The following is a 12,489-nucleotide window of genomic DNA, read 5'->3' as shown; positions in this document are numbered from 1 at the left end:
TACAAATCCAAAGAAAAATGGACTGATATCCAAAAAGAAAGAGCTCAAATACTCTTTGAACTATATCCTGAAATAAAAACAGCTTATAATTTATCCCAGCAATTGAGGAGCATCTATAATAACAAAAGTGATAAAAATGTAGCTATGCTTAAATTAGCACATTGGTATAAAAAGGTAGAAGAATCAGGATTTAAGAACTTCAATATACTACTCAATACTATAACCCTGAATTATCAATCAATCCTGAATTATTTTGATAATCGAAGCACAAATGCTTCGGCTGAATCTTTCAATGCTAAAATAAAAGCTTTTAGAAGTCAGTTTAGAGGAGTCAGAAAAATTGTTTTTTTTTCTATTTAGATTATCTAACCTTTTTGGATAATCCCCAACTTTTGTACCTGATCCAAAACTACTCTTATATATGTATCGAATTTATTTAATTGAAAAGCATAAAAAAAACCTGTCTCATTCAGAACGAGACAGGCTGTATGGTTTAAACTAACTCTGTTTACTATATTATTTAATAGAAAACTTAAAAGTAGTTTTAGTTTTATAGTTTTCTCCCGGGTTTAAAACCGTAGTTGGGAAAGTTTTTTGGACTTAAAAAAACACAACAGTAAAAAAAAAAAAAAAGCCTTCTTAAAAAGAAGGTTTTTTAATATCTAAAAATTGCCTAATTACAATTTATTAACAAACTTAGTTAATTTAGATTTCAAGTTAGAAGCCTTGTTAGAATGAATAACATTCTTTTTAGCTAACTTATCAATCATAGAGATTACATTTGACAATTTAGCAACAGCATCTACTTTATCAGTCGCTAAACGAAGTGCTTTAATAGCATTACGTGTAGTTTTATGTTGGTATCTATTTAATACTCTTTTTTTCTCGTTGCTTCTAATTCTTTTTAAAGCTGACTTATGATTTGCCATTTTAATTTTTTTTTAATTGTAATAATTATTTTAAATTATTAGTTTAAAAAGAAAAACCTCCCACAACCACATAAAAAAACGCAATCACTTTGGTTTTAACTAATAAAACAAACATCAGAGACACTTAACATTTGTTTCATAAAACTATTTCACAACTAATTTAGTAGTCCGTAGGGGAATCGAACCCCTGTTACCAGGATGAAAACCTGGCGTCCTAACCCCTAGACGAACGGACCATTATCCCTCTAAGAAAGTTAAGAATCTAATTCAAGATTAACTTTGTAGTCCGTGGGGGAATCGAACCCCCCTTACCAGGATGAAAACCTGGCGTCCTAACCGATAGACGAACGGACCAAATCCCTTATAATTTTTATGAACAATATTTCAATTCTTTGTAGTCCGTGGGGGAATCGAACCCCCCTTACCAGGATGAAAACCTGGCGTCCTAACCGATAGACGAACGGACCATTGCGTTACATATCACAGTGCGTTTCTGTATTGCGGTTGCAAAGATACAACTGTTTTTTAATTCCGCAAGAGCTGATGCAAAAAAAATATTTTTTTTTAATATGCCTTCGCAAAAAACACTCTTCTATTTGACATTTTCCCAGTAAACACACAGCTTCCCGCCTCTTCTACACCATCCAAAGGAATACATCTGATAGTTGCTTTCGTCAACTCTTTAATTTTCTCTTCAGTCTCAGCCGTACCATCCCAATGAGCTGATACAAAGCCTCCTTTGTTTTCCAAAACATCTTTAAACTCTTCAAAACTATTTACCTCGGTAATATGACTTTCTCTGTAATTTAATGCCTTGTTAAACAAATCTTCCTGAATTTGACCTAATAAATCACTTATAAATGTCGCAATTCCTTCTTTAGACTTCACTTCTTTTGTCAAAGTGTCTCTTCTTGCCACCTCATAAGTTCCATTTTCAAGATCTTTTGGACCAACAGCAATTCGTACAGGAACTCCTTTTAACTCCCACTCAGCAAATTTAAACCCTGGTTTTTGCGTAGTTCTGTCATCAAATTTAACCGAAATACGAAGTTTTCGTAAATCAGCAATCAACTTCTCTACTTCCTGCATTATTTGCGCTAATTGCTCATCTGTTTTATATATAGGAACAATCACTACTTGTATTGGAGCTAAATTAGGAGGCAATACCAATCCCTGGTCATCCGAATGCGTCATTACTAAAGCCCCCATCAATCGGGTAGAAACTCCCCACGAAGTCCCCCACACATATTCCTGTTTTCCTTCGGCATTAGCAAATTTCACATCAAAAGCTTCCGCAAAATTTTGTCCTAAAAAGTGAGATGTCCCTGCCTGAAGCGCTTTTCCATCCTGCATCAAAGCCTCAATACAATAAGTTTCCTCAGCACCGGCAAAACGCTCTGTTTCTGTTTTCAACCCCTTAACAACAGGAATTGCCATAAAATTCTGAACAAAATCAGCATATACACTCATCATTTTCTCTGATTCCTCTATAGCCTCTTTTCTTGTAGCATGAGCAGTGTGACCTTCCTGCCATAAAAACTCAGCTGTTCTTAAAAACAAACGCGTACGCATTTCCCAACGAACCACATTAGCCCATTGATTAATCAATAAAGGTAAATCTCTATAAGACTGCACCCAACCTTTATAAGTAGACCAAATAATTGCTTCACTTGTAGGACGAACTATAAGCTCTTCCTCTAACTTAGCATTTGGATCCACAATTAATTTTCCTGGTTTATCAGGATCATTTTTTAATCTGTAATGTGTCACTACAGCACATTCTTTCGCAAAACCTTCGGCATTTTTTTCCTCGGCTTCAAACATACTTTTAGGAACAAATAATGGAAAATAAGCATTTTGATGTCCTGTCTCTTTAAACATCCTGTCTAATTCAGCTTGCATTTTTTCCCAAATAGCATAACCGTAAGGTTTGATAACCATACAGCCTCTAACTCCTGAATTTTCGGCTAAATCAGCTTTTACAACCAGCTCATTATACCATTTCGAATAATCTTCTGATCGTGTAGTAAGGTTCTTACTCATATTGAATATTTTGGCACAAATTTTGTTTTATATTATTTAACTAAATAGTTTGGCAAAACTAACTATTTTTGTAATGTGCAACAATAAAAAACCCAACAGATATGAAAACTAATATTTTTTCATCCCAAAAAGCGCCTAATTTTCTTTACCTTGGATTACTAAGCCTTTTCATGGTTTCTTGTGGTTCTTTTCAAAATAGCTCTTATTATGAAAATGACGGAATTTATTCTACTTCTAACAACAGATATGCAGAACAAAATACTCCATCAGGCAATTATTATAAAGATTATTTTAATTCACTGCAAAAAGACAATCAATCACCTGAAGTATTCACTGATATAGACAGTTACAGCGATTTAGACTCCAAAGACAACAACTCATACTCCAGCTATGGTGACTGGGGAAATAACTACACCAAAGCAGACATTAATATCTACCCTAATTATTGGGGATTAAATTATGGATTTGGATATTCAGGATGGGGTTATCCTTATTCTTATGGTTGGGGCTTGAACAGCTGGGGCTTTAATTATGGCTTTGGATGGAATAATTGGGGATATAATTATTATCCTTACTATAATAGTTATTGGAACTATCCATATTACGGATACAACAATTATTATTACTACGGAAACAACAACTACGGAAACCGCAGAAACTACTCTTATAACCCAAGCCGAAGAGGATCAACAACCTCATACTCAAACTACAGCAATTACTCTTCTCCAACAAGAAATTACACACCAACAAGAAACTACTCTACCAGCAGCAGAACTCCTGTATTCACAAACTCGAGAACATATAACAATTCCAGCAACACCCAATCAACCACTAACAGAAGAAGTAGTTCTCAATATCAAAACAATGACAACCAACAAAGCAGAACTTATTCAAGAAGCGAAAGCTACACTCCTTCAAGATCCTACAGCAGTCCTTCATATGGCGGTGAAAGCAGTGGCCGATCTTATGGTGGTGGCGGAAACAGCGGCGGCGGCGGTGGCTCAAGATCAGCCGGAGGAAGCAGAAGATAAAACAGCGACTTAAAACTAAAAAATACTACGATGAAAAAATACATATTATTATTTCTGTCAGGCCTTGCATTCAACTCAGTACAATCACAAGAGATTACTGATGCAGTCCGATTTAGTCAGGAAAACCTAAACGGAACTGCTCGATTTAGAGCCATGAGTGGAGCATTTGGTGCGTTAGGAGGCGATTTATCATCCTTAAATGTCAACCCTGCAGGTTCAGCAATATTTGCAAACAATCAAATGGGCATAACAGCCAGCAATACCACAACCAAAAATAATTCCAACTATTTTGGCTCGAGAAATACAGAAAACAACAATTCTTTCGACTTCAACCAAGCCGGATTAGTATTTGTTTTCAAAAACAACAACAGAAACAACGAGGGATGGAATAAATTTTCCTTAGCTATAAACTACGACAATAAAAACAACTTCGACAACACTATTGGCTCTTTCGGTATCAACCCCACTACTTCAATTGGGGATTATTTTGTGGCGTATGCCAACGGCATTCCTTTAAATAGTTTTGTAAATGCTAATTATGGTAATCTAGACTATGCTTCTCAACAAGCTTATTTAGGCTTTAATGCCTATATAATTGATCCGGCAAACAACGACCCAAACCCGAACGAATACATCTCTAATATAGCTGAGGGAGGCAATTATTACCAAGAAAACACCATTATTACTAATGGATATAACGGAAAATTATCCTTTAACGCAGCCGCCGCCTGTAATGATAAAGTTTACCTTGGTATCAACTTAAACTCACACTTTGTTGACTACACCCAATCATCCGTCTTTTATGAAGACAATAACAACCCATTACCAACAGCTCCTGACAGCTACAGAGTAAACAAAGTACAATTCAACAATGATTTATATACTTACGGTTCCGGTTTTTCATTTCAACTTGGAGTAATTGGAAAAATAACCCCTGAAGCTCGAATAGGTCTTGCTTACGAATCTCCAACCTGGTACAAATTAAATGATGAACTTACTCAAAGATTAGTTGCCGTAAGCGCTAATACTTCCGGAGAACTAGATCCAGAAGTAATTGACAAAAAAATCACTAATGTTTATGCCCCTTATAAATTACAGACTCCCGGAAAAATAACCGGAAGTTTCGCTTATGTATTTGGAAAAAAAGGATTGATAAATATTGACTATAGTCGTAAAAATTACAGCAATACCAGATTCATACCGGAATACGATTCTTACTATCAAGGCTTAAACAATAGCATGAGTCAAATTCTAAACAAAACAAACGAAGTAAGAATAGGTGCTGAATATAAGATTGAAAGACTTAGTCTAAGAGGCGGATATCGTTTTGAAGAAAGTCCATACAACAACAAATCAATTATAAGTGACTTAAATAGTTTTTCAGCTGGTTTAGGATATAATTTTGGAGGAACAAAACTAGATTTAGCTTATGCTCATTCAAACAGAAATTCGCAACAACAATTCTTCACTAAAGGTTTGACAGACGGAGCCAAGATTAATACCATCACTAACACTGTTTCCTTAACAGTGTTATTTGAATTATAATTACTAAAAAACAATTAAAACAGCCGTCTTGTCTTTTTAAAAACAAGACGGTTATTTTTTTTAGTCGTAATAAAGCCCAAATCCTATCTTTTTTTCTTCGGGAGATAATCCTGAACAATACACAAATAGCTTTATAAAAAAATAGTTAAATGGCAACAATCCCGATAGCTATCGGGACAATTTGAATAAAAAAACGTAATTTTGCCATCCAATTTACAAATCTATGAGAACTAAGTCTTTAAAAAAGAACAAAATAAATGTTATTACCCTGGGGTGTTCAAAAAACATATACGATAGCGAGGTCTTGATGGGACAGCTTCGTGCCAATGGAAAAGAGGTCGAACACGAAGCCCCTGTTGAACGAGAAGGAAATATTATCGTAATTAATACTTGTGGATTTATTGATAATGCAAAAGCGGAATCGGTAAATATGATATTGGAATATGCTGACAAAAAAGAAAAAGGCTTAGTTGACAAAGTTTTTGTAACCGGCTGCTTATCGGAAAGATACCGACCAGATTTAGAAAAAGAAATTCCTAATATAGATCAGTTTTTTGGAACTACCGAATTACCGCAATTGCTAAAAGCTTTAGGTGCCGATTACAAACATGAATTATTAGGTGAAAGACTTACTACAACACCTAAAAACTATGCTTATTTAAAAATTGCCGAAGGTTGTGACAGACCATGTAGTTTTTGCGCTATTCCTATTATGCGTGGAAAACATGTTTCGCAACCTATTGAAAAATTAGTAAAAGAAGCCGAAGGTTTAGCTCGTGACGGAGTGAAAGAACTGATTTTGATTGCTCAGGACCTTACTTATTATGGTCTTGATATCTATAAAAAAAGAAATCTGGCCGAATTACTGGAAGCATTAGCTAAAGTAGAAGGTATCGAATGGATTCGTTTACATTATGCCTTCCCAACTGGTTTCCCAATGGATGTTTTAGAATTAATGAAACGCGAACCTAAAATTTGTAATTACATTGATATTCCTTTACAGCATATTTCGGATTCTATTTTAAAATCAATGCGCCGCGGAACTACTCAGGCTAAAACCACTCAATTATTAAAAGATTTCAGAGCAGCCGTGCCCGGAATGGCAATCCGTACCACTTTAATTGTCGGTTATCCGGGAGAAACTCAGGAAGATTTCGAAATTTTGAAAGATTTTGTTCAGGAAATGAAGTTTGACCGTTTGGGATGTTTTGCTTATTCTCACGAAGAAAACACTCATGCTTATTTACTGGAAGACGATGTTCCTGACGATGTAAAACAAGCCCGTGCCAATGAAATTATGGAATTACAATCTCAAATTTCATGGGATTTGAATCAGGAAAAAATCGGACAGGTATTTAAATGCATCATAGACAGAAAAGAAGGCGGACATTTTGTAGGTCGTACCGAATTTGATAGTCCTGATGTGGATAATGAAGTATTGATTGATGCTTCTAAATTTTACCTTAAAACAGGAGATTTTGCAATGATTAAAATTATCGATGCAACCGAATTCGACTTATACGGAGAACCTGCATAAAATAAATTCTTAGCTTTTTTTTAAAAAACAATTAACATGAACAAGACACTTTTTTTCTTTGTAATAGCGTTAATACTACTATCTTTCAACACAGTTTCTGCCCAATACGGATATGGAAACGGATACGGCTACGGCGGTTACGGAATGGGAAGAAACAGCATGAGTCAAATGAGTCAACCCGACACAAAGCCAAAAGAAATCCCCGTAGAAGTAACTGTAGGCAAGATTATGGAGAAATTAAAACCGGAATTAAATCTTGACGAATTACAAACTATTGCAATTGCAAATGTATATACCGACATTATCAAATCGCAAACAGCAATAATGAAAGATGAAAAGCTAAGTCAACAACAAAAGTCTGATGAAATTAAGGCGCTTTTTGAAGTTAACGAACGAAAAGTCAACGAATATCTAAACGAAGAACAGAGACAAAAATATAAAGCACTCAAAGAAGAGCGCGGAAAAGACAAAAAAGATAAAAAGAAAAAGAAGAAGGAAGACGAATAGTTTTCCTTTTTTAATAAAAAAACATCGCAATGAACAAACATCTCAGTTATATCATCCCGGCCATTATTATTTCTTCATGTTCTACTAATCCGTACAAAAAGAGTGAGAAAGAATACGATAACAAATTAAAAACTTTTAAAGAACAAATATCTAATAAAGAACCCGAGCCGCTACCTATTGTAAGCAAAGTAACTATAAACATTGACAGTGTGTATTCTAAACAACTATACACTTTTAAAGACAGTATTTTCAAAGTAGGTTCTACTAAATTAGAGAATGGAATTCATACAGAATGGATAAGTACAGTAAATTTCAATCTTCGAAAACCTAATTTTATCATCATTCATCATACAGCACAAGATTCTATCCAACAAACAACTAAGACTTTTACAAAAACAAGCTCTCAGGTAAGTGCCCATTACGTAATTGCTGATGATGGACATGTGGTACAAATGCTAAATGATTATTTACGCGCCTGGCATGCAGGAATAAGTTCATGGGGAAAAAACACAGATATTAATTCCTCTTCTATAGGAATCGAATTAGACAATAACGGCCGCGAACCTTTTTCTGAAGCTCAAATTACCAGTCTAATGGCTTTGTTAAGCAAATTAAAGAAAGACTACAACATCCCTACTCAAAACATCATTGGACATTCAGACATTGCGCCCAGTCGAAAAAAGGACCCTAGTGCTTTGTTTCCTTGGAAAACACTAGCCGAAAATGGTTTTGGAATTTGGAAAGATGACATACTTCCACTTGCCCCACTTGATTTTAATCCTGAATTAGCATTACAAATCATCGGTTATAATACTAAAAATTTAAATGCCGCTATAGTTGCTTTCAAATTACATTATATGCCTGAAGAAACCAATGCTATTTTAGACCAAAATACCATAAACACTATTTATTCTATTTATTTAAAACAATAGTATTATATCATTTACAAAAAAAAGCGCTTTCGATTTTTCATGAAGCGCTTTTCTTTTTAAGACTAATTGATAAAAAAACTGCCAAGACACAATCGAATTGTATCTTGGCAGTAAAAAAAAAATTATCACTTATTAAATTTAGAATTTTGACAATTCTTAGAATCCATAAACCACACCTACTGTAAATTGAGAAGCAGATTTTGTTGGCATTAAATCAGAATCAACAAACATATCATCTTTAGCAGAATCTAATCTAAATTCAGGAATAATTGTTAAGCCACCTACTTTATAATTAGCTGACAAAGTGAATGCCGTTACAGAAGAATCTGCTAAATACAAATCTTTAAAATCAAAATATTCAGCACGTAATCCCAAAGAAAAGCTATCATTTACAGCTACTGATGGATATAATGCAACTCCTGTATAATCATACCCTAAAGCATTTCCATGTTTAAAATCAGCAGCATTCAAACCTAATTTGAATTTGTCAGTCAATTGGAAACTAGCTGTTAAATCAATTATAGTTCCAGACTCTGACCCATCCATAAAGTTAAGATAAGTACTTATTTTTTCTGTTGGAGCAAAAGACAATTGAGCACCTATTGTACTTAATCCCTTTATAGAATTAGCTTTGTAATTATTCCAGGTATCATTGAAAGCACCAACCATAATACCTACTTTATCAGAAATAGCATAATTAGCTTTTACCCCGGCATTTTGGAATGGTCCATTAGTAAACAAATATGAAGTTGAATAATGGAAATTTGCCAACGGAGAAATCACCTCATAACCTACAAATGTTCCCATATAACCGGCAGTGAAACTTAATTTATCTGTAGCTGCATAAGTAGCATACAAATTTTGGATATGGAATGAATTTGCTTCATTAGAAGAAACCCCGTCTCCATTTGGAATTGATTGATACTGTCCTCTAGGACCAAAAGAAACTTCACCCACGAAAGAAGTTTTGCCTGTAGTTTTTTTCAAAGCAATATCAATCATCCCTAAAGACACTGAATTCTGATCTGTAGCAAAACTAGTTGGAATATTTGCTGTTTTAGCAAAATCATATTTATAGTAAACATCTGCAGAACCTGAAATTTCTAATGGAGTGTCTTGTGCAAATGTCATGCTTCCTGTCAGCGCTAGAGCTAAAATAAAAATTACTTTTTTCATGTTTAATTTTGTTTTGGTTATTTAAATTATTTTCATTCAAAAGGCGATATTAACATATTATCATCAGTTTTTAATACATTTTTAACTCCTTTGTTGAAGCAAATTTATCAACTTTAAACTTTAGAGAATCGAAAAAATATAACTTTTTATCAATTTTCACGCAGAATTATCAAAAAGCACTATTCATTTGAAAAAAAATGATTTTTTTTTATTTTTCAATACCAAAAAAGGAATTATCCTCACATCAAAAAAACAAAACACCCATTAAAAAACACACTTAAAAACAAAAAACAAGCACAAAAAAGACAAAAACAAACTTAAAAACATTAAAAAAACACAAACACCCCTTAAAAAAATAGGGGTATTAATCAAAAACATATTTTTTTTAAAATATAAATAATTCAAAAAAGTACAAATAAGCAAAACAAAAAGCCTCCATTTAGGAGGCTTTCAATTATAAATTATCTAAGTCAGTATCTATCTGTAAATAAGAAGACGAATATTAAACTCATTTAGCTACAACACTAAAAGCCCAAATTCGCGTAAAGTTTTTATTGGTTTAGAATGCCAAAACAATTCAAAATCTTCTAAATTGCATTCAAAGTCGGCTTTTACTTCCTGAAAAGTATAAGTTTTAGTATTTGCAACAGCAATCTTTTGAAGTATTGCCACTAACCATTCCCCTTCTGCTTTAGCGGTTTGAATCGTAAAACTTTCTTTTTTATCATGAAAAGTCAAACTCATCATTTCCCAGGAACGACCTTTCTTCGTTTTAGTAAAACTTTCGAATGAAGGTTTTCCACCAATCCAAACTACTTTTGCATTGGGTTTTGTATTAAAATCAACATCTGACTCTAAAGCATTAAAAATAAAATCGGGATGAATTTTTGTTTTCGGAATTTTAAAATCAAACCATTCCTGCAAATCAAAATCAAAGCAGATACCGTGCATGTAATTAAAGAGTGATTTTTTCAACCCAAAACTAAACTTATCATGATCAATCCCTGTTTTATCCTTATAATTAATATCATTATTGGCAAAAACCACCCCTAACCCCTCCAGAGGAGGGGAAGTTGGAACAACTCCGAATTTCTCAGGATACAATCCCACAGGACTATGCGCCGTCATGGCAAACTGATGCCAAAATCCCGATTGCAGAATTCCGGCTTCAAACAACTGACGTACCATTTCGAGGCTATCAATGGTTTCCTGTACTGTTTGCGTTGGATAACCATACATTAAATAAGCATGCACCATAATTCCGGCCTGGGTAAAATTGCGCGTTACCCTTGCCACCTGCTCTACCGTTACCCCTTTATCAATTAATTTCAATAATCTATCCGAAGCTACTTCAAGACCTCCCGAAACAGCAATACAGCCCGAAGCTTTTAATAAAAGACACAAATCCTGTGTGAAACTTTTTTCAAATCGAATATTGGTCCACCAGGTAACAGACAATTTTCTTCGAAGAATCTCCAATGCCAAAGCCCGCATTAAAGCAGGCGGAGCTGCTTCGTCAACAAAATGAAAACCGTTTTGTCCTGTTTGCGCAATCAATTCTTCGATACGATCACAAAGTAAACTTACAGCTACAGGTTCGTAAATCTTAATATAATCTAATGAAATATCACAAAAAGTACATTTACCCCAATAGCATCCGTGCGCCATGGTGAGCTTATTCCAACGTCCGTCACTCCACATTCGATGCATCGGATTGACAATTTCAATAACCGAAATGTATTTATCCAAAGGCAAATCGGAATAATCCGGAGTTCCTACCTGAAATTGCTTGTAATCTGATTTTGTGGAATTGTTTTTATAAACTACTGCTCCATTTTCTAAAAGAAAAGTTCTTTTAAATAAATTGTAATCAGGATTTTCTACATTCGAAATTAATTCTTCAATAGGAACTTCACCATCATCCAAAGTAATAAAATCAAAAAACTCAAAAACACGGGCATCCGAAAGCGAACGCAATTCGGTATTAGGAAAACCACCTCCCATTGAAATTTTAATTTCAGGATAATGTTGTTTTACCCATTGTGCGCAACGAAATGCACTATATAAATTCCCCGGAAAAGGAACTGAAATCAAAAAAAATGTAGGTTCAATAGTTTCAATTCTTTCTTTTAAAATCGAAAAAAGAATATTATCAATATAAGTTAGTTCCTGTTGCAAAGCCTCATATAATTCATCAAAGGAATTGGCACTTCGCCCCAAACGTTCGGCATAGCGGCTGAAACCAAAATTTGAATCAACACATTCCACAATAAAATCGGAAATATCTTCAAGATATAAAGTAGCTAAGTGTTTCGCCTTATCCTGCGTGCCCATCGTACCAAATGCCCAATCCAATTCTTCTAATTGAGCAAAACGGGATGCTTCCGGTAAATAATTTTCCTGACAAATTTGTAATGCCAAGGTTGGATTCTTCCCCTGTAAAAAAGCAATTACCGAATCAATCGTTTTAATATACTCGTCCTGCAAAGCAAAGATTCGTTTGCAATTGTCTGATATTGGTTGGCAATTGCCGGTCTGAAACAAATCAGTTAATCCTTCTTTCGAAAATAATTTCAAAATCACCTCAATTCCTAAATCTGCCTGAACTGCTTCTACATTTATTGTATTGAGAAAACCTTTAATATAAGCTGTTGCCGGATACGGCGTATTCAGTTGGGTAAATGGCGGAGTAACAAGAAAGAGTTTTGTTTTCAAAAGGAAATTATTTTGTGCAAAAATAGGGGTTATTTAGAGACTTTTGGTTAAAACCTCTTCAAGGGAATTGTTTC

General features: G+C 34.3%; 10 protein-coding genes and 3 tRNA genes. 6 read left to right on the top strand and 7 right to left on the bottom strand.

Features of this window, described 5'->3' with window-relative positions; all coding sequences use genetic code 11:
• Positions 1–360, top strand: a 360-nt coding sequence (locus tag BLR17_RS15880) for a transposase (RefSeq protein WP_245683157.1), incomplete at its 5' end; no start/stop codon positions are given.
• Between the two features lie 317 nt (positions 361–677).
• Here BLR17_RS15880 and rpsT read toward each other — a convergent pair.
• The 5 genes from rpsT to proS form a co-directional block, all read right to left on the bottom strand.
• A complete protein-coding gene (rpsT, locus tag BLR17_RS15875; protein WP_066324669.1) occupies positions 678–929 on the bottom strand; it encodes a 30S ribosomal protein S20 in 252 nt (83 codons plus the stop codon).
• Positions 930–1,093: 164 nt separating this feature from the next.
• Positions 1,094–1,165 (bottom strand) — tRNA-Glu (locus BLR17_RS15870).
• Positions 1,166–1,211: 46 nt separating this feature from the next.
• Positions 1,212–1,283: transfer RNA gene (locus BLR17_RS15865), tRNA-Glu, on the bottom strand.
• A 41-nt stretch (positions 1,284–1,324) separates the two neighbouring features.
• A tRNA-Glu gene (locus tag BLR17_RS15860) sits at positions 1,325–1,396 on the bottom strand.
• A gap of 97 nt (positions 1,397–1,493) precedes the next feature.
• Positions 1,494–2,972 (bottom strand): proline--tRNA ligase, encoded by a 1,479-nt coding sequence (gene proS, locus BLR17_RS15855; RefSeq protein WP_066324664.1) that lies wholly within the window; start codon positions 2,970–2,972, stop codon positions 1,494–1,496.
• 101 nt (positions 2,973–3,073) lie between these two features.
• On the opposite strand from proS, the gene BLR17_RS15850 reads away from it, so the two are divergent.
• The 5 genes from BLR17_RS15850 to BLR17_RS15830 all read left to right on the top strand — a co-directional run bounded on the left by BLR17_RS15850 (position 3,074) and on the right by BLR17_RS15830 (position 8,524).
• Complete coding sequence (locus tag BLR17_RS15850; RefSeq protein WP_066324662.1) at positions 3,074–4,003, top strand: hypothetical protein; 930 nt, start codon at positions 3,074–3,076, stop codon at positions 4,001–4,003.
• A 30-nt stretch (positions 4,004–4,033) separates the two neighbouring features.
• A complete protein-coding gene (locus tag BLR17_RS15845; protein ID WP_066324659.1) occupies positions 4,034–5,548 on the top strand; it encodes an OmpP1/FadL family transporter in 1,515 nt (504 codons plus the stop codon).
• Positions 5,549–5,771: 223 nt separating this feature from the next.
• Positions 5,772–7,085 (top strand): 30S ribosomal protein S12 methylthiotransferase RimO, encoded by a 1,314-nt coding sequence (rimO, locus tag BLR17_RS15840; RefSeq protein ID WP_066324657.1) that lies wholly within the window; start codon positions 5,772–5,774, stop codon positions 7,083–7,085.
• Positions 7,086–7,121: 36 nt separating this feature from the next.
• Positions 7,122–7,592, top strand: coding sequence for a hypothetical protein (locus tag BLR17_RS15835; RefSeq protein ID WP_066324655.1), 471 nt, complete (start codon positions 7,122–7,124; stop codon positions 7,590–7,592).
• A 29-nt stretch (positions 7,593–7,621) separates the two neighbouring features.
• The gene (locus tag BLR17_RS15830; protein WP_066324653.1) at positions 7,622–8,524 is read left to right on the top strand and encodes an N-acetylmuramoyl-L-alanine amidase; all 903 of its coding nucleotides are present in this window, start codon (positions 7,622–7,624) and stop codon (positions 8,522–8,524) included.
• Positions 8,525–8,680: 156 nt separating this feature from the next.
• On the opposite strand, the gene BLR17_RS15825 is transcribed toward BLR17_RS15830, so the two are convergent.
• Both BLR17_RS15825 and BLR17_RS15820 read right to left on the bottom strand, forming a co-directional pair.
• Positions 8,681–9,700 (bottom strand): outer membrane beta-barrel protein, encoded by a 1,020-nt coding sequence (locus BLR17_RS15825; protein WP_066324651.1) that lies wholly within the window; start codon positions 9,698–9,700, stop codon positions 8,681–8,683.
• Between the two features lie 516 nt (positions 9,701–10,216).
• On the bottom strand, positions 10,217–12,415 hold the full coding sequence (locus BLR17_RS15820; protein ID WP_066324648.1) for a B12-binding domain-containing radical SAM protein: 2,199 nt from the start codon (positions 12,413–12,415) through the stop codon (positions 10,217–10,219).
• Between the last annotated feature and the right edge of the window lie 74 nt (positions 12,416–12,489).

This window comes from Flavobacterium glycines, from assembly GCF_900100165.1.
GTDB classification, from domain to species: Bacteria; Bacteroidota; Bacteroidia; order Flavobacteriales; family Flavobacteriaceae; genus Flavobacterium; species Flavobacterium glycines.
Note: the sequence above shows the minus strand (reverse complement) of the source record. Positions and strands in the feature narration are given on the sequence as shown.

Excerpts from the sequence above, each read along its gene's own strand:
- rpsT (WP_066324669.1), bottom strand. The coding sequence starts at position 929 with ATGGCAAATCATAAGTCAGCTTTAAAAAGAATTAGAAGCAACGAGAAA.
- proS (WP_066324664.1), bottom strand. The coding sequence starts at position 2,972 with ATGAGTAAGAACCTTACTACACGATCAGAAGATTATTCGAAATGGTAT.
- BLR17_RS15850 (WP_066324662.1), top strand. The coding sequence starts at position 3,074 with ATGAAAACTAATATTTTTTCATCCCAAAAAGCGCCTAATTTTCTTTAC.
- BLR17_RS15845 (WP_066324659.1), top strand. The coding sequence starts at position 4,034 with ATGAAAAAATACATATTATTATTTCTGTCAGGCCTTGCATTCAACTCA.
- rimO (WP_066324657.1), top strand. The coding sequence starts at position 5,772 with ATGAGAACTAAGTCTTTAAAAAAGAACAAAATAAATGTTATTACCCTG.
- BLR17_RS15835 (WP_066324655.1), top strand. The coding sequence starts at position 7,122 with ATGAACAAGACACTTTTTTTCTTTGTAATAGCGTTAATACTACTATCT.
- BLR17_RS15830 (WP_066324653.1), top strand. The coding sequence starts at position 7,622 with ATGAACAAACATCTCAGTTATATCATCCCGGCCATTATTATTTCTTCA.
- BLR17_RS15825 (WP_066324651.1), bottom strand. The coding sequence starts at position 9,700 with ATGAAAAAAGTAATTTTTATTTTAGCTCTAGCGCTGACAGGAAGCATG.